This is a genomic window from Kribbella shirazensis, assembly GCF_011761605.1.
GTDB lineage: Bacteria > Actinomycetota > Actinomycetes > Propionibacteriales > Kribbellaceae > Kribbella > Kribbella shirazensis.
The window spans coordinates 1167864-1184796 of the sequence record NZ_JAASRO010000001.1 but is presented as its reverse complement, the minus strand read 5'-3'; the positions used below and the strand labels follow the sequence as shown (position 1 = coordinate 1184796).

At 69.4% G+C, this 16933-nt stretch carries 18 protein-coding genes; 9 read left to right on the top strand and 9 right to left on the bottom strand.

Annotated elements, in window-relative coordinates; genetic code table 11:
- Positions 1 to 80: 80 nt before the first annotated feature.
- Both BJY22_RS05725 and BJY22_RS05720 read left to right on the top strand, forming a co-directional pair.
- Positions 81 to 995, top strand: coding sequence for an NAD-dependent epimerase/dehydratase family protein (locus tag BJY22_RS05725; RefSeq protein ID WP_337758244.1), 915 nt, complete (start codon positions 81 to 83; stop codon positions 993 to 995).
- A gap of 32 nt (positions 996 to 1027) precedes the next feature.
- Positions 1028 to 1783, top strand: coding sequence for a protein phosphatase 2C domain-containing protein (locus tag BJY22_RS05720; protein WP_167204118.1), 756 nt, complete (start codon positions 1028 to 1030; stop codon positions 1781 to 1783).
- Here BJY22_RS05720 and BJY22_RS05715 read toward each other — a convergent pair.
- The 3 genes from BJY22_RS05715 to BJY22_RS05705 are packed head-to-tail and all read right to left on the bottom strand — an operon-like array spanning position 1771 to position 4898.
- Positions 1771 to 2709 carry a DUF4328 domain-containing protein gene (locus tag BJY22_RS05715; protein WP_167204116.1) on the bottom strand — a complete coding sequence of 313 codons (939 nt, stop codon included), beginning with the start codon at positions 2707 to 2709 and terminating at the stop codon, positions 1771 to 1773. The two genes, BJY22_RS05720 and BJY22_RS05715, sit on opposite strands and share 13 nt — an antisense overlap.
- Before the next feature lie 39 nt (positions 2710 to 2748).
- Positions 2749 to 4281 carry a glycerol-3-phosphate dehydrogenase/oxidase gene (locus tag BJY22_RS05710; protein WP_167204114.1) on the bottom strand — a complete coding sequence of 511 codons (1533 nt, stop codon included), beginning with the start codon at positions 4279 to 4281 and terminating at the stop codon, positions 2749 to 2751.
- Positions 4278 to 4898, bottom strand: a complete 621-nt coding sequence (locus BJY22_RS05705; protein ID WP_167217914.1) for a TetR/AcrR family transcriptional regulator — start codon at positions 4896 to 4898, stop codon at positions 4278 to 4280. Before BJY22_RS05705 ends, BJY22_RS05710 begins: the two co-directional genes overlap by 4 nt.
- Positions 4899 to 5013: 115 nt before the next feature.
- Between BJY22_RS05705 and BJY22_RS05700 the strand changes: the two genes are divergently transcribed.
- Genes BJY22_RS05700 through BJY22_RS05690 form a run of 3 tightly spaced genes read left to right on the top strand, consistent with a single transcriptional unit; the run spans position 5014 to position 8388 of the window.
- A complete protein-coding gene (locus tag BJY22_RS05700; RefSeq protein WP_420371414.1) occupies positions 5014 to 6630 on the top strand; it encodes an FAD-binding oxidoreductase in 1617 nt (538 codons plus the stop codon).
- 34 nt (positions 6631 to 6664) lie between these two features.
- A complete protein-coding gene (locus BJY22_RS05695; RefSeq protein WP_167204112.1) occupies positions 6665 to 7384 on the top strand; it encodes an SDR family NAD(P)-dependent oxidoreductase in 720 nt (239 codons plus the stop codon).
- Positions 7381 to 8388, top strand: a complete 1008-nt coding sequence (locus BJY22_RS05690) for an S-adenosylmethionine:tRNA ribosyltransferase-isomerase (RefSeq protein ID WP_167204110.1) — start codon at positions 7381 to 7383, stop codon at positions 8386 to 8388. The genes BJY22_RS05695 and BJY22_RS05690 overlap by 4 nt, the downstream gene beginning before the upstream one ends.
- Here the strand turns inward: BJY22_RS05690 and BJY22_RS05685 are convergent.
- A complete protein-coding gene (locus tag BJY22_RS05685; RefSeq protein WP_202891007.1) occupies positions 8377 to 9252 on the bottom strand; it encodes an SDR family NAD(P)-dependent oxidoreductase in 876 nt (291 codons plus the stop codon). The two genes, BJY22_RS05690 and BJY22_RS05685, sit on opposite strands and share 12 nt — an antisense overlap.
- A 72-nt stretch (positions 9253 to 9324) precedes the next feature.
- Between BJY22_RS05685 and BJY22_RS05680 the strand changes: the two genes are divergently transcribed.
- A complete protein-coding gene (locus tag BJY22_RS05680; RefSeq protein ID WP_202891006.1) occupies positions 9325 to 9882 on the top strand; it encodes a TetR family transcriptional regulator in 558 nt (185 codons plus the stop codon).
- Between the two features lie 2 nt (positions 9883 to 9884).
- On the opposite strand, the gene BJY22_RS05675 is transcribed toward BJY22_RS05680, so the two are convergent.
- The 3 genes from BJY22_RS05675 to BJY22_RS05665 form a co-directional block, all read right to left on the bottom strand.
- Positions 9885 to 10043 carry a hypothetical protein gene (locus tag BJY22_RS05675; RefSeq protein WP_167204108.1) on the bottom strand — a complete coding sequence of 53 codons (159 nt, stop codon included), beginning with the start codon at positions 10041 to 10043 and terminating at the stop codon, positions 9885 to 9887.
- Positions 10044 to 10245: 202 nt separating this feature from the next.
- On the bottom strand, positions 10246 to 10992 hold the full coding sequence (locus tag BJY22_RS42850; protein ID WP_167204106.1) for a rhomboid family intramembrane serine protease: 747 nt from the start codon (positions 10990 to 10992) through the stop codon (positions 10246 to 10248).
- A gap of 75 nt (positions 10993 to 11067) precedes the next feature.
- Positions 11068 to 11610 (bottom strand): peptidylprolyl isomerase, encoded by a 543-nt coding sequence (locus tag BJY22_RS05665; RefSeq protein ID WP_167204104.1) that lies wholly within the window; start codon positions 11608 to 11610, stop codon positions 11068 to 11070.
- A gap of 238 nt (positions 11611 to 11848) precedes the next feature.
- Here BJY22_RS05665 and BJY22_RS05660 point away from each other — a divergent pair, with 238 nt between their 5' ends.
- Positions 11849 to 12688, top strand: a complete 840-nt coding sequence (locus BJY22_RS05660; RefSeq protein WP_167204102.1) for a hypothetical protein — start codon at positions 11849 to 11851, stop codon at positions 12686 to 12688.
- An 81-nt stretch (positions 12689 to 12769) separates the two neighbouring features.
- Here the strand turns inward: BJY22_RS05660 and BJY22_RS05655 are convergent, their stop codons facing one another.
- Both BJY22_RS05655 and BJY22_RS05650 read right to left on the bottom strand, forming a co-directional pair.
- Complete coding sequence (locus BJY22_RS05655; protein ID WP_167204100.1) at positions 12770 to 13072, bottom strand: hypothetical protein; 303 nt, start codon at positions 13070 to 13072, stop codon at positions 12770 to 12772.
- Between the two features lie 119 nt (positions 13073 to 13191).
- The gene (locus tag BJY22_RS05650; RefSeq protein WP_167204098.1) at positions 13192 to 13665 is read right to left on the bottom strand and encodes a methylated-DNA--[protein]-cysteine S-methyltransferase; all 474 of its coding nucleotides are present in this window, start codon (positions 13663 to 13665) and stop codon (positions 13192 to 13194) included.
- 98 nt (positions 13666 to 13763) lie between these two features.
- On the opposite strand from BJY22_RS05650, the gene BJY22_RS05645 reads away from it, so the two are divergent.
- Both BJY22_RS05645 and BJY22_RS05640 read left to right on the top strand, forming a co-directional pair.
- Positions 13764 to 14489 carry a DUF4328 domain-containing protein gene (locus tag BJY22_RS05645; RefSeq protein ID WP_167204097.1) on the top strand — a complete coding sequence of 242 codons (726 nt, stop codon included), beginning with the start codon at positions 13764 to 13766 and terminating at the stop codon, positions 14487 to 14489.
- Positions 14490 to 14697: 208 nt separating this feature from the next.
- Complete coding sequence (locus tag BJY22_RS05640) at positions 14698 to 16932, top strand: DUF4328 domain-containing protein (RefSeq protein ID WP_167204096.1); 2235 nt, start codon at positions 14698 to 14700, stop codon at positions 16930 to 16932.
- The last annotated feature ends 1 nt before the right edge of the window (position 16933 follow it).

Sequence of the window (16933 nt, the reverse complement as noted above, 5' to 3'; positions counted from 1 at the left end):
CCCCACACTGCCACGACGTACCGACAGAGTTGTGATGCTACGGAGGGGCGACCGACAAATACGGGCCGCACGATGGAGGAGTGACCGGAACTGAGCGGGTGATGGTGTTCGGCGCGGGAGGTTTCCTCGGCGCCAGGATCTGCGCGCTGCTCGACGACCGCGGGATCGAGTACCGCGGGCTGAGCCGGACCCGGAGCGAGCCGTACCGGCGCTGCGACCTGGCTGCGATGCACCCGTACGCGCTGGACACCCAGATCGGGATGTACAAGCCGACCGTGGTCATCAACGCGGTCGGCGCGACCTTCGGCGAGCCGGCCGACCTGGTCCGGGCGAACGTCATCGCGGTCGAGGCCCTGCTCGCCTCCGTGCGGGACAACGCGGGTCACGCCCGGTTCGTCCAGCTCGGCTCCGCAGCGGAGTACGGCGGTGGGCCGCATGGCACGAGTCTGTCCGAGGAGACCGCCCCGCGGCCGCTCGGGCCGTACGGGATGACCAAGCTCGCCGGATCGGAGCTCGTCCTCCGGGCGCAGCGGTCCGGCGCCGACGCCGTCGTACTGCGGATCTTCGACGTGATCGGACCGGGGGCGCCGGAGAGTACGCTCACCGGCCGCGTGATCCGGGACCTGCGGTCGCGGCAGCTGATCGAGGTCGGGTCGCTGGACGTGTGGCGCGACTTCGTCGACGTACGGGACGTGGCGGAGGCGGTACTCGCGGCCGCGCTGGCGGAGGGCGCGCTGCCGCCTGCGCTGAACGTCGGCACCGGCCGGGCGACGCTCGCGCGGGACGTCGCCGGGCAGTTGTTCGAGCTGAGCGGACAGCCGGCGAACATCGTCGACGAGGCCGGCCACGAGACCGCGCTCGGCGCACCGTGGCAGCAGGCCGACACCACGCTGATCGGCAAGCAGATCGGCTGGTCCCCGAAGATCACCCTCGAGCAATCCCTCGCAGACAGCTGGGCTGACGCGAACCAGAGCGGCCAGGCTGACGCGAAGTAGGGCGGACGGCTGGGCTGACGCACACTAGGGCGGTGGAGATCCGCTCGCTCAGTGAGGCCGCGCCGGATCGGCGACCGCCTGCCGTCAACGAGGACCTCGTCCTGACCGGGCCCGACTTCGCCGTCGTTCTGGACGGCGCCACGGCTCCGAAGGGCGTGGATTCCGGCTGCGTGCACAACGTCGCCTGGCTGGTGATGCAACTCGCCTGCCAGTTGGCGCCTCCGCTGCTCACCCGATCGCCCGCACCACTCCCCGATCTGCTCGCCGAGGCGATCGCCGCCGTCCGCGCGACCCACGCGGATACCTGCGATGTCAGCAATCCCGACAGTCCGTCGACCACCGTCGCGATGGTCCGCGTCCACGCGCACCACGTCGAGCATCTGGTCCTGGCCGACTCACCCGTGGTCCTGCGCTCACCGACCGGCCACGTCACCGTCCACAGCGATGACCGGATCGACCTGCTCCCGGAGCGGACCCTCGAGGCGGTACGCCGGTTGCGCAATCAGCCCGGTGGCTTCTGGGTGGCGAGTACCGAACCCAAAGCGGCGTACGAGGCCGTCACCGGTACCACTGACCGTGCCGACGTCGAGGCGATCGCGCTTCTCACCGACGGCGCCTCGCGTTTCACCGAACGCTACGGCCACTCCTGGAGCGAGTTGCTCGACGTACTCACCAGCCGAGGTCCGCGGCGGCTCATCGACCGCGTCCGGGAGCACGACGCCGCGTCCATCACGCCAGGCTGGAAGCGGTACGACGACGCGAGCGTCGTACTGCTTCAGGGTCCGTAGGTCGGGAAGCCCGGACCGGGGTGCTGCGGCCGCGGGGCGTACTGCGGGGTCTGCGGCGGCTGTACGACGTCCTGGACCGGCACCCGCGGCGGAACGACCCGCTCGTGTTGCCAGCGGCCGATCTCCAGCATCAGCAACGACATCGTGATTCCTGCGACGACCAGCAGCACCGTCGCGACCGTGAAGCCGATGTCGACCCCGAGCGCCACCCGGACCATGTAGTCCTGCAAGTCGTAGATGTCGACATACTGGCCGTCGGCCTCGCCGCCGTCCGTCGCCTCGACCAGCCGGACGATCCAGATGATGAAGCCGATCACCGCGGTCAGCCCGCCGCCGACGATGATCACCCAGAAACCGGTCCACGTCGCCCACCAGGTGTACAGCAGCGCACGGATCCGCCCCGAGCGCGCAATGCCGGGCCGGCCGGGCGGCTCGCTGGCGCGGGCGACGTCCTCCACGACCTGCAGCGGGTACCAGAACTGCACGATCGGGCAGAACCACGCGCCGACGACCCAGCCGGGCGACCGGCGGTGCGGGCCGGCCGCGGAGACGACCGGATGCTGCGCGAACGGCGAGTACAGGACGTCGACGTTGTCGCGGGCCCGCCACAGCCAGATCAGGAACGCGATAGCGGTCCCGATCTGCAGGTAGCCGAGCAGATCCAGGAACGGGCCGGCGCCGGCGATCGACTCGATGCCGCGGTCGATCTCCTCGTCGGAGAGCAAGCCGTACACGAACCGCTTGACCTCGTCGTACGAGCGCCAGAGCAGCACGCACTGGATCACCGCCGCGAGCATGGTCAGCCCCATCAGCACGATGCTGACGATCGCGACCGCGCGCAACGGCCGGTACTGCGGTCGCACCGGCGTCGGGTACGGCTGGTACGGCCCGGGTCCTTGGTACTGCCCCGGATAAGGCTGCGTCACCTCTCACCCCCTCGCAGCCAAGTTAACCCAAGGCCAGTATCAGACCGCCGCGAACGCCTCCCGCACCGCGGGCAGCGCCAGCTCCCGGTCGGCCGCCGACAGCCCGATCCGCGTCCGCCGATCCAGGACGTCGTCCTCGGTCAGCGCCCCCTCGTGCCGTACGGCGAACTTCACCTCGGCGTACGTCGTCCGCAGCCCCGGCGCGATCGGCCGCAGCAACTCCGGCGGACCCGCGATCACCTGCGGCGCCTCCACGCCGTACCGCTGCACGAACCGGGCCGGCGCCCGGACCGATGCCAGGTGGACGCGATCGGCGGCACCGACCAGCGGGATCCGATGCGTCGAGCACGGCCGCCGTACGTCGAGCGTGGACTGCGCGAGCGCCGTGTCCAGCGCGTCCTGCGCCATCCGGCGATAGGTCGTGAGCTTGCCGCCGACGATCGTGACGACACCGTCCGGGCTGGTGATGACGGCGTGCCGCCGGGAGATGTCGGCGGTCTTGTCCTCGCCTTTGTGGTGCCCGGTGTCCAGCAGCGGCCGCAGGCCGGCGTACGTGCCGAGCAGATCGGCGCGCGTCACCGGCTGCTGCACCGCGGAGTTGATCGTGTTCAGCAGGAAGTCGATCTCCGCGTCGGTCGCCTGCGGTACGTCGTTCACCGGGCCGGGCGCCTCCTCGTCGGTGAGGCCGACGTACACCCGGTCGTCCGGCGCGGGAATCGCCATCACCACGCGGCGCAACTCCCCCGGAACCGGCACGGTGAGAACGGCGGACAGGCCGCCGAACACGGACTGCGGCAGCACCAGGTGCGTCCCGCGACTCGGCCGGAGCTTGATGCCGGCGGCAACTTGATCCGCCCAGATCCCGGCCGCGTTGATCACGATCCGCGCGTCCACCGACAGCTTGTCGCCGGTCAGTTGGTCGACCAGGACCGCGCCGCGACCGGTGACCTCGGTCGCGGCGACCCGGGTCAGGATGCGGGCGCCGTACTGCGCCGCGGTCCGGGCGATCGCGACCACCAGGCGCGCGTCGTCGTACAACTGCCCGTCCCAGGTCAGGAAGCCGCCGCGCATCCCCTCCGGGCGCAGCGTCGGCGCGTAGCGGAGGATCTCGGCGGAGCTGACCCGGCGCGAATGCGGCAGGTAGTCGTCGCTGGTCCGCGCGAACGTCCGCAGTACGTCGCCGCCGAGGAACGCCGACCGCAGCAGCGCGGCCTGCGCGAACCTTGCCTGCGGCAACCACGGCGCGATCTGCGGGACCGGGTGCACCAGATGCGGCGCGGTGGTCTTCATCAGGATGCCGCGCTCGACCGCGCTCTCGTACGCGATCCCGACATGCCCGGAGGCCAGGTACCGCAGACCGCCGTGCACGAGCTTGGAACTCCAGCGGCTCGTGCCGAACGCCAGATCGTGCTTCTCCACCAGGGCAACGCTCAGTCCGCGGGCGGCCGCGTCCAGGGCCACGCCGGCGCCGGTGACCCCGCCGCCGACGACCAGGACGTCCACCGCTCGCAGCGAGGCGAGCTCACGGGAACGCCGCGCCGCGTTGAGGCTCGCGTTGCCCAGGCTGATCATGGCGTCAGGTACCTCGTCAGCATCACCCGCAGCTCCTCGTCGAGCTTCGGATACTCGTCGTGCGCGGCCATCACCGGACCGGACACCGCGGACGCCAGCGAGACCAGGATGATCTGCCGGGCCAGCCAGACCGGGTCGCCGGCGCGGATCGAGCCGTCGGCCTGGCCCTGGCGGAGGCCCTCCTCGACCAGGGCGAGATGGGCGACCGTGCTGCTGCCGCGCCGCTCCAGCAGGTACGGCGTGAGGAACTCGGGGTCGAGCTCGATGATCTTGCGCATCAGCGGGTGCACGCGGGTCTTGGCGACCACCTCGACGACGCCCTCGACCAGGCGCGTCCGGCCGTCGACCGCGTCCGGCTGGAACGCGGACACCAGCGCGATCGTCCACTCCCGGGTCATCAGCGCGGCGACCACGGCCTGCACGTTCGGCCAGCGCCGGTACAGGGTCGCGCGGGAGACCTCGGCATGCCGGGCGATGTCGGCCATCGTCATCCGGCGCATCCCGATCGCGAGCAGCAGCTCGTACGCCGCGTCCAGGATCCGTTCCTCGCCGATCGCGTTCGCCGGCGTGGGACGGGTGCTGGTCTCTTGCTCGGATTCGCTGCTACGCTGAGACATCACACGTCAGAGTGTATCAGCGACTGCGCCGTCCCGGAACTGTCGTGGGGAGGTGGGAGCCAGGGGGTTCCACCTCCCCACGACGCTACCTCCCGGGACCGCCTTAGGGGAGCCAGTGACGAACGAATCCGACCTCCCGGTGGTACAACTCACGCCCGGCCGGTGGGGCGACCCGTCCCACCCGGTACAACTCCCCACCGCCGCCCGCGACGCCCTCAAACATCTCGGCGTAAAACACCCCACCCCACCCAGGGATGAAACACCCGGCGATGCAGCGCGTGGTACTGCGACCGGTGGGGCGCCTGCCGCAGCAGAGGACCGTCCAGGGCTGACCGGCTCGCAGCTCAACTTCCTGTCGATGGTCGTGGGCTCTCAGTACGTGGCCTCTGACTTGGACTCTCGGTGGGCGCACACCCGCGGCTACTCGACGACCGACCTTCTCCGCTTCCGCGCCGGCGACACCTCCGACATGCCGGACGCGGTCGTCTACCCTGCCTCCCACGAAGAGGTACAGAACCTGCTCACCAGCGCCGCCGAGCACGACCTCGCGGTCGTCCCGTACTCCGGCGGCACCTCGGTAGTAGGCGGTCTCGCCCCCACGCGCCGCTTCATCACAGTGGATCTCCACCGCCTGGACCACCTCGTCGACCTGGACGAGATCTCGCGCACCGCCACGTTCCAAGCCGGCGTGCGCGGCCCGGCAGCCGAGGCACTGCTGGCGGAGCGCGGCTACACGCTCGGCCACTTCCCCCAGTCCTACGAGGGCGCCTCGATCGGCGGGTACGCGGCAGCGCGGTCGAGCGGCCAGTCGTCTGCGGGGTACGGCCGGTTCGACCAGATGGTCGTCGGACTCACCCTGGCCACGCCCCGCGGCACGATCGAACTCGGACGCGCCCCGATGTCCGCCGCCGGACCTGACCTGCGTCAGCTCGTCCTCGGCTCGGAGGGCGCGTTCGGGATCATCACGTCGGTCGTCGTACGAATCCGTCCGCGACCAACCGAGCGACACTTCGAAGGCTGGCGGTTCGAGAGCTTCGACGCGGGGCTGGCCGCCGTACGACGGCTCGCACAGGACGGCCCGCTGCCGACGGTGCTCCGGCTGTCGGACGAGGTGGAGACCGCAGTGAACCTGGCCGACCCCGACGTGCTCGGCGGCGGATCCGGTGGTGTGCTCGCGATCATCGGCTTCGACGGCCCGTACAACCAAGCCACCGCGGGCGTGCTGACCGCGGCGGGTGGTGAGAATCTCGGCGAGGGTCCCGGTGAGACGTGGCGCACCGGCCGGTACCGCGCGCCGTACCTCCGCGATCCACTGCTCGACGAAGGCGCGTTGGTCGAGACCCTCGAGACTGCAGCCTTCTGGTCCCGGATCCCGGCGCTGAAGGCAGCCGTCACCGAGGCGCTCGTCGGCGCGTTGAGCGCGACGCCGCCGTTGGTCCTCTGCCATATCTCACACGTCTACGAAACGGGCGCCTCGCTCTACTTCACTGTCATCTGCGCACAGACCGACGACCCGGTCGAGCAGTGGCGGACGGCGAAGCGCGCCGCCAACCAGGCGATCGCGGACGCCGGCGGCACGATCTCCCACCATCACGGCGTCGGCACCGACCACCGCGACGCGTACGGCGCCGAGATCGGACCGCTGGCGGTGGAAGCCTTGCGGGCCGTCAAGACGACGCTTGATCCCGACGCCGTGACGAACCCGGGCATCCTGTTGCCCGAGGGGGATTGACTTCAAGTTCGCTTGAGGTACGACGGTGGTCGGCATGACACCTGATGCTTCGAACCGTCCTGTCGCTCTCATCACCGGCGCATCCGCCGGTCTCGGCCTCGCGCTGGCACACGGGTTGGCCGATCGTGGCTGGGCGCTGGTGATCGACGCCCGTGGTGCGGAAGCGCTCAAAAACGCGGCGGACGCGTTGGCGGACCGTACCGACGTCGTACCGCTGGCCGGTGACGTCACCGACCCGGACCACCGCGCCGACCTCGCGGATGCGATCACGGAACTCGGCCGCCTCGACCTGCTCATCAACAACGCCAGCTACCTCGGCCCGAGCCCACTACAGGCCCTGGCCGCGGCAGATCTCGACGAGCTCCGTCGCGTCTACGAGGTCGACGTACTGGCACCGATCGCACTCACACAGGCCCTGCTTCCCGCACTCACCACAGCCTCCGGTGTGGTGGTCAACATCAGCTCTGACGCCGCAGTGGAGGCCTACGAGACCTGGGGTGGCTACGGCTCCGCCAAGGCGGCTCTTGACCACGTGACTCGGGTTCTGGCCGCAGAGCATCCGGCACTGGCTGTGTACGCCGTTGACCCGGGTGATCTGCGTACTGCGATGCACCAGGCCGCGTTCCCGGGTGAGGACATCTCGGACCGGCCTGAGCCCGCGACCGTCGTACCGGCGTTCCTGCAGTTGCTGGACAGCCGGCCGGCGAGTGGTAGGTACCGAGCAGCCGAGTTCGCGCCGGCGGTGACGTCGTGACAGTGCACCCACACACCAGATTCGACCTGCCCGATGCACTGAGTGCTGGTGAACCTCCCGAGGCACGTGGTCTGTCGCGGGACCAGGTGAAGCTGCTGGTCGCGGAGGGGTCGACCATCACGCACAGCCGGTTCGACCGGCTCGGCGAGCACCTGCGGCCGGGTGACCTGTTGCTGGTGAACACCTCAGGCACGCTGGCAGCTGCCGTCGACGGTTCGCCGTACACCGTGCACTTCTCCGCACCGCTCGACAACGGCACCTGGGTCGTTGAGCTGCGCGACTGTGGTGCACCGATGTTCGACGGTACGGCGGGACAGGAGGTGGAGCTGCCCGAGGGCGTGCTGACGCTGCTGGCGCCGTACCAGAGCGGGGCGAACCGGCTGTGGATCGCCAGGCCGCCGGTGGTTGACGTGCTCGGGTACCTGCAGCGGCACGGGCGGCCGATCACCTACAACTACGTGGGGAAGCGCTGGCCGCTGGCGTCGTACCAGACTGTCTTCGCGCGCGAGCCGGGCAGCGCGGAGATGCCGAGTGCTGCCAGACCGTTCAGCTTCGAGCTGGTGAGTCGCTTGGCGGCGCAGGGCGTGCTGATCGCGCCGATCGTCCTGCACTGCGGCGTCTCCTCACCCGAGAGCCACGAGCCACCCATGGCCGAGCGGTACGACGTACCCGCGCACACGGCTCGTCTGGTGAACTGGGTGAAGTCCAACGGCGGACGGGTGATCGCAGTAGGCACCACCGCTGTCCGCGCCATCGAATCTGCCACCACTGGAGACGGCATAGTCACCGCGTCCCGCGGCTGGACCGACCTGGTCCTCAGCCCGGAGCGTCCTCCACAGGTGGTCGACGGCCTCATCACCGGTTGGCACGCCCCCGAAGCGTCCCACCTGCTCCTCCTGGAGTCAGTCGCCGGCCCCGACCAGGTCCAACGCGCCTACGACGCCGCCGTCCAACACCACTACCTCTGGCACGAATTCGGCGACACCTGCCTCCTACTGCGCTGACCGACCGGCCGCGTACGTCGAAGTACAGAGGTTCCAGACCGCTGAACGGGTGCGTTCGTCCAGGACGCTGTCGGGCCAGGCCGACTCGGTGGCGTTCGTGTCGAAGTACTTGCCCGTGACACCTTCAAGTTCGGGGCTTGTCGCCAGCTGGACGCTCGACCGGGACGCCTTCGCGATGTCCTTGAGGAGAACCGGACCGAGAATCCTGAGCGCCGGAACGATCGGACGGTAGGCCCAGGGGAAGGCCCGCATCGGCATCGCGCGATTGCCCGGGGTCGACGCGTGGCCGGGGTACGCGACGTTGACGGTGATGCCGTCCGTGGTCCGGGCGAACTCGTAGCTCATCGCCATCAGCGCGGTCTTGCAGTGGTTGTACTGGCTGAACTTCCAGCCGAGAAAGCGCTTCTCCGCTTGGAGGTTCGTCACGTCGATCGGGCCGTTCGGGATCCCGCCGGTGAGGTTGACGACCCGGCCGGCACCGGCCCGCAGTTCGGGAAGCAGGAGCTGGGTCAGCAGGAACGGTGCGAGCACGTTGGCGGCGAACGTGAGTTCGATACCGTCCGGCGTCAGCTCGCGCTGGGGCGGGGCATAGCCGAAGTTGTTCACCAGTACGTGCAGGGATTGGTGGCGTTGGGCAACCTTCTCCGCGACCTCGCGGATCCCGGCCTGGCGAGTGAGGTCGGCGGCGATCCATTCCGCCGTACCGCGGGTTCGCTGCCTGATCCGCTCCGCCGCCGCGGCCGCCCGGCCGGGATCGCGACCGACCAGGATCACCCGCGCGCCACGGTCGGCCAGTTCGCGGGCGGTCTCCCAGCCGATTCCGCCGGTGCTTCCGGTGACCAACGCCGTACGACCTTGCATCATTTGCCTCCTCATGTCGAATCTGTCACTCGGTGTCAGAATAGGCAATGAGCGGCAATCAGTACACTCGGGGGCGTGACGGGACTTCGGGCGCGGACACGGGGCGCGGTGCGAGCACAGCTGGCCGAGGTGGCGATCGGGTTGTTCCTCGAGCGCGGGTACGACGCGACGACGGTCGACGACATCGCGGTGGCCGCCGGGCTGTCGAAGCGGAGCTTCTTCCGGTACTTCGCGACGAAGGACGACGTGGTGTTCCACGGAGCCGATGCGGTCGCGGAGCGGATCGCGCGGGAGCTCGAGGTCGCGGAGGGCGACGACTGGGAGTGCTTGCGGCAGGTGCTGACCAGTTGGCAGGACGAGATCTACGCGTCGGGCCGAGTGCTCGAACTGGTGGAGTCGTCGTCGGCGCTGCGCGCACGCATGGTGGAGAAGCGCGACGAGTTGCGCCGGTTGGTCAGCGCGGCGCTGGTGGCTCGCCCGGGATCCACGCTCGAGCCGTACTCCGCCGAACTCCTGACCGCGGCCGCGGGCGCCGTACTGGACGCCGCCGCCCAGGAATGGCTACGGAACGGCGGCGACCGGGCGGCCTTGATCAAACGCGGCTTCGAGGAGCTGGGCCCGCGTCGACGGTGAGGTCAGGAGGCGGCTTTGGTGGGTTGTTTGTGCGCGGAGATGCGTTTGGGGTGGTCGGCGGCCTTGAGAGCGGTGATCGCGGTCGGGTTCTCCGGTGCGGGCTGTACGACCTGATGCTCGTTCCCGGGGCGTGCCCGTTTGTCCACTGCGCGTGGGCTCATGTGGATGTCCTTACCAAGTTGGTCCCCCGTCGGGACGTCACCTGATTACACGAGCACCCCGCGCCGCCTGTCACCAGGTTTTATCCAACTGAGCGAAAGTTGTGGCCTAGGCCGTTTGTTTGTTGCAGCCCGGTCCGGTAACAGGCAAGGACAGCTCCGCGTGGGGCTTTCGGAGGACGCTCTGTGGGTGCGTGCGGCGTACCTAGGCGTTTTGTTTGTTGCGGCGGTTGTGGTTGCTGAGTTGGAGGAGGATCCAGGCGACGGCGGCGCCGGTGACGAAGCCGCCGAGGTGGCCTTGCCAGGAGACGTTGGGGATGACGAAGGACAGGACCGCGGTCACTGCGACGTACATCAGGATCCAGGTGATGTCCAAGCCGCGGGCGCGGCTGATCACCAGGAGGGCGCCGACCAGGCCCAGTACGGCGCCGGACGCGCCGAGGGTTGCTCCGCCGGGGGACGACAGGAACCAGACCGCGACGCTGCCGCCCAGCGCGGACAACAGGTACAGGACGGTGAACCGCAGCCGGCCGAGCATCTGCTCCAGGGGCGGACCCAACTGCCAGAGCATGAACAGGTTCGAGAAGATGTGAAAGAACTGCACGTGGGTGAAGGCCGACGTGAGCAGTCGCCACGGCTCGGTCTCGGTCAGTACCGGGACCATCACCAAGTCGCTGAGCAGTTGCGGGCTGCCGGAGCGGACGCCGATGAAAACCAGGACGTTGAGCGCCAGCAGTGTGTAGGTGATGATCTGCTGGTTGCCGGCGCGCTGGATACCGCCCAGCGAGGTCCGGGTCCGCGGGACCGAGCGGACACCTTCGGTGAAGCAGCTAGGGCACTGGAATCCGACGGCGGCGCTGTTCATGCACGCCGGGCAGATCGGCCGGTCGCAGCGCTGGCAGCGCACGCCGGCGGGCCGATCCGGGTGCCGGTAGCAGACGGTCTCGGTCACGCGGGCGTCCTCCCCTGCGAGAGCGGGGCCGGTGGATGTCCCGGCCCCGCTGGAAACTGAGTGTCCGGCCGGACTCTAGGCGTTCTTGCGCTCGACGACGACCTTGTTGATCACGATCGGCTCGAGCGGCCGGTCGCCCGGCGCGGTCTTCGCGGTCGCGATCGCGTCGACGACCTTCTTCGAGTCGTCGTCGGCGACCTCACCGAAGATGGTGTGCTTGCGGTTCAGGTGCGGGGTCGGAATCACGGTGACGAAGAACTGCGACCCGTTGGTGCCGTGGCCGAACTGGATGCCGGCGTTCGCCATCGCGAGCAGGTACGGACGGTCGAACTGGAGCTCCGGGTGGATCTCGTCGTCGAACTGGTACCCCGGCGTGCCGGTACCGGTGCCGAGCGGGCAGCCGCCCTGGATCATGAACCCGTCGATCACCCGGTGGAAGGTGAGGCCGTCGTAGAACGGCCGGGTGACCTGCTCCCCGGTCTCCGGGTCGGTCCACTCCTTGCTGCCGTCGGCGAGGCCGACGAAGTTGCTCACCGTCTTCGGCGCGTGGTTCGGGAACAACCTGATGACGACGTCACCCTTGTTCGTCTGCAGGGTCGCGTACAGCTCTTCGGCCACGGGAGTCACTCCTCGTCGGAAAATGCGGCTTACCCCTCGATCCTGTCATGTCAGTTCAAGAACCCTGGCATCGGCGCACATGTGTGCGATCTGTCCGGTGGGGGCACCGGGTGATTGGCTCGTGACGTCGTACGATGCAGATGAAGCCGGATTTGTCCAGAGCCGTAACCAGAACGAGCCCATGACGCCGATGGGCGGGAGAGCTGTCCGCCGGGCGGTCAGCACCGAGGAGGGAACCGTGGGTTTGAGGAAGTCCAACGACCGGGTCGAGGCCGCGAAGGACCGCGTCCGGCCGATCGCCGAGTCGGCGTCGGAGAAGCTGGGACCGGCCGTCGGCCAGGTCCGCGAGCACCTCGCACCGGCTGTGGGCACCGCACGGGAGAAGGTGTCGCCGTACGCCGAGAAGGCTGTCGAACGTGGCGCGCACCTGGCCCACCAGGCGGTGGAGAAGGCCGGCCCGGTGCTCGACGACGCGCTGGCCAAGGTCGGACCGGCCACCGAGCACGCGGCCGGCAAGGCCCGCGAGCGGCTGAACGACGACGTACTGCCCAAGGTGACCGCAGCGCTCGCGACCCTCGCGGCCGCGGCCGAGCCGGTCGTCGAAGAGACCACCCGCCGGGGCAAGGCCACCAAGGCCGCGCTCAAGGGTGAGCTCGAGGTGCCGAAGAAGAGCCACAAGCTTCGCAACCTGGTGCTGTTCCTGGGCCTCGGGGCCCTGGCCGCGGCAGCGGTGAAGAAGCTGCTGACGCCGCCGGAGCCGGCCTGGCAGTCCACCCCGACCAGCGGCCGCGACTACAGCTCGGCCCCGACCGGTACGACGACGCGCCCGACGGACACCACGTCGTCGGCGAGCCCGTCGACCAGCACGGCATCGAACGGCCAGACCGACACCAAGCCGGAGTCCGACGCTTCCAAGCCGGACACGAAGGCCGACGCCCCGACGGCAGACGCCCCGAAGGCCGGGGCCACGCCGGACGACGTCAACGACGAGGTGAAGGCCGCGTCCAACGGCGCCGCGAAGAAGACCACCACCAGGAAGCCGACGGGCTCGAGCGAGTCCAAGCCCACCGACTCCTGACACCACCGCAACGGCGAAGGTCCCGGACCCAGGTGGGTCCGGGACCTTCGTTCGTCCGTACGTCGTCTTGCGCGAACGACGTCAGTTGACCTGCGGCTCCGCCTTCGCGATCGTGTAGCGGCCGGCGGACAGCAGCTGGGTGGCGTACCGATGCGTGATGCACGGGTAGGTACCGCCGCAGCTGAGGCAGACAGCGTCGTTGCGGTGCAGCCAGGGAACGACCTTGAACCTCCTGGTCCAGGTCAGCGGCTCCCGATCCGGTGCGTGCACCTGGAGCGCCGCGCGGGCGGCGTCCTGGATCTCGGGAGCCGACCATTCCTCGGCGCTCTTGTCCATCAGTGCGCTGAGGTCGGGGTGGTGGTGGTCAGTGCGGGCTTTGTTCATTTGTACGTCTTCCAAGGCAGGGTGGGGGGCACCTGAATCGCTCGCTTCAAACGTTAGTGCCCCGGCCTGTCCATCGCGCTCCGAATCCACGCTCCCGGGTGTCAGATCTTCGTAAGGCCCTAGGTCCACTGCGTCTCGAAGCTGACCCGGGCCTCGAGTTCGAGTAGGTGGCGCTTGGTCGGGATACCGCCGCCGAAGCCGACCATCTTGCCGCCGGCGCCGACCACCCGGTGACAGGGCACGACGATCGCGATCGGGTTGCGGTTGCACGCCGTACCGACGGCACGGGCGGCGCCCGCGTCGCCGACGATCTTCGCCACGTCGCCGTACGTCTGCATCTCGCCGTACGGGATCCGGGTGAGCTGGGTCCAGACCGCGCGCTCGAAGTCGGAGCCGCCGCGGACCGACAGCGGAAGGGCGAACTCCTGGAGCTCGCCGGCGAAGTACGCCTTCAGCTGCTCGGCGGCCTCGGTGAGGAGCGGGGCGGTGCCGAGCGGGCGATCGGTGGCGCCGAAGTGCAGCCGGCACAGCCCGGTCTCGTCGACCGCGAGCGTGAGGTCGCCGATCGGCGAATCGACCACGGACCAGTACATACGACCATCCTCCAGCCACCCGCCGACAGTTTCCGGCAGAAATACGCCACAACCGGATGTTCTCGCCCGGTCACGCCCTGTTGTGCTATGTGTGATCCATGCCGAGCCGCGGGTCGCAGGTACCGCTGGATCGGTGGTTCAGTTCCGAGCGGGCGATGGGGATCGCCGCGTCGATCCTGATCGGGCTGGTCACCGTCACCACGTGGTCGACCGCGTGGTCGGACTGGAACCTGTACCGGACCCGCAAGCTGTACGGCAACGATCCGGACAAACTGGCCGAGGCCGACCTGATCTCCGGCTCGCTCGGCATCGTCGCCGCGCTCGCACTGCTCGCGGCCGCGGTGGTCTTCATCGTGTGGCTGTGGCGGGTCCGGTGGAACGCGGAGATGTTCTGCCGCGGCGAGCACCGCTTCACCCGCGGCTGGGTGCTTGGCTGCTGGCTCGTCCCGGTCGTCAACCTCTGGTACCCGAAGCAGGTCGTCGACGACATCGTCGCCGCCAGCGACCAGCGCACCGATCCACTGACCCCGGCCCTCAAGGACATCCCGGGAACGCAGCTGGTCTGGGCCTGGTGGCTGACCTGGGTGGCCGGCCTGGTCACCGGCAACATCGTGCAAAGAGGTGTGCTCGTCGGCGCGTCGCAGCTCGGAGACCTGCGGACGAACGTCATACTCTCCTCCGTCTCGGCGCTGTTCACCACCGGCGCGGCCGTGCTCGCGGTGATCCTGATCCAGCGGATCGACGAAATGCAGAGCCAGCGCGCCTGGGTGCCCTGGTGGGCGGTCGGGGCACCGCACAGCGGCTTCCAACCACCTGCGCGGTAAACCAAACCGTCACGCCCCGTCGAATGCCTCGTTACCAGTGGTGATGGGCGTACGAAAAGAACACGTTAAGTCGACACCCTCCGTGCTGGGGCCGACTGCCCTGGCGTACCTACTTCGTGGTATCAATGTGGCTCGGTCACGCGGGGGCAGGGCCAGGCAGAGACGCCGAACAGACGACGGAGTTCCAGCAACGCGAGGGACGCGAGACGTGAGCCACCCGCAGGCATTACTCACTGCTGCCGAGGATCAGGAAGATTGGCAGCCGCACGCGGCTGAGGAGTTCCAGCAGGTCGGGACGGTCGGCAAGATCGCCATCGGACTGCTGGGCGCATCGACGGTCACTCACCTGCTGTCCACCTGGTCCGACTGGAACACGTACTCGGTCGTGCACCGCTACCTCGGCGGGATGCCGAACGTCGACGACGCGGACCTGAACCGCGCCGACGCGATCGCCAAGGTGACCGCGGTCCCGAACGTGATCATCTCGGTCGCCGCCGCCGTCGTGTTCGTCATCTGGTTGTGGCGGGCCCGGGTCAACTCCGAGGTGTTCTGCCAGGCCGACCATCGCCGCAGCCACGGCTGGGTGCTGGCGAGCTGGTTCTGCCCCGGCCCGAACCTCTGGTACCCGAAGCAGATCGTCGACGACGTCTGGCTCGCCAGCGATCCCAAGACCCCTGTCTACAGCGACGACCTGCGCCGGTTCAGGACTCCGACCCTCACGTCCGTGTGGTGGGTCGCCTGGATCGGCGCTCTCGCGTTCGACGTGGTGGTCCGCCGGTTCCTGATGTGGATGGAGGCGACCGTCGGGTCGCTGCGCGGTATCGCCCTCGCCGGTACGGCGTCCCTGGTACTGACCGCTGTCTCCGCCGTCGCCGCGACGATGGTGATCCGCAAGATCAACCACATGCAGACCACCCGCAAGTGGGTGCCGTGGTGGGACCAAGGCCCGAAGCTGAGCGCTGTCCCGTCGTACGACGCCGCGGCCGCCGCCCCGTCGTACGCGAACGACGACACCGACGAGCAGCCGGCGATCGCCGAGCCGATCGCGCCCTCGCTCGGCCTGGTCCGCGAGCCGCAGCTGCAGATGGCCGGCGGACCGCAGGCGCCGATGGGCAGCCCGTTCGCGCCCGCCGCGCAGGCCCCGGCTCCGCAGGGCCCGGCTCCGCAAGCCCCGGCGCCGTACGCTCCGGCACCGCAGCCGCCGGCTCCGTTCGCTCCGGCCGCGCAGCAGCAGCCCCCCGCCCCGAGCCCGTTCGCGCCGGCACCGCCCGCGCCGCAGGGCTTCCCGGGTGACGGCGCCGCCGCCCCGGCCGCGTTCACCGGGCCGCCGCAGGCCGAGGAAGCGCCGCAGTGGAGCCCGTTCGCCCCGGTCGTGGAGAGCTGGCGGGACGACGACGGCGGCCCGGCGACCGAGCAGTTCAACCCGATCGACACCTGGCAGGACGAGAAGCCGGTCGAGGAAACGACGTACGAGGCGCCGCAGACCGCCGCGACGAGCTGGGAGGAGTACCGCAGCACGGTCGCCCAGGACCCGCTCGGTACGACGGGCAGCTGGCGCGACGAGGTCGCCCCGATGACCGTGGTCCAGCCGGACCCGTACGCGTACCAGCCCGAGCCGTCGTACGAGACGTCGTACCAGCCTGAGCGGTCGTACCAGCCGGAGCCGAGCTACCAGCCCGAGCCGACCTACCAGCCGGAGCCCGCGTACCAGCCGGAGCCGCAGCCGGCCGAGGAGCCGTGGGCCGCGCGCTACTCCGAGCCGTACTCCTACGAGTCCGACTACCTCACCTCGACGTCCTCCCCCGCGGAGTCGTTCGAGGCCCCCGTGCCCGCACCCGAGCCTGAGCCCGCGCCAGTTGCGCGCGCCGGCCGCCGGGCCGCTCGGGTCGCGGTCGACAGCCCGTCGGCGATCCAGCCGGCGGTACCGAACCACTCGACGCAGCCGGAGTACCCGGATCACTCGACGCAGTCGGCATACCCGGACCACACCGTCTACGGCCAGTCCGAGCACACGCAGCCGTCGTCGCACGTGAGCGCCTCGTCCGGGTACTACGAGCCGGCGCCGGTCCCGCGGCTCGACGAGCAGGACGACTTCCTGACCCCGTCGAAGCCGCTCCCGCCGGTGCCGTCGTACGGTCCGGAGCCGTCGCACTCCGCGTCCGACGAGTACACGAACTACGGGACGACGTACAACTCGGACTACAGCTCGAACAGCTACGAGCACGAGGGCTACAACAGCAACAGTGGCTCCGAGTACAGCAGCACCGAGTCGTACGAGACCTACAGCCCGAACTACGCCACCGAGTCGTACGGTTCGCAGTACCAGCAGGAGTCCACCGAGTACCAGCAGCAGTCGCCGTACTCGTACGACCAGCAGCAGCCCGCCGACCCCGAGCAGCCCTCCGCTCCCCGGACCCACCCACGCCGTGGCCGCTGGATCTGAT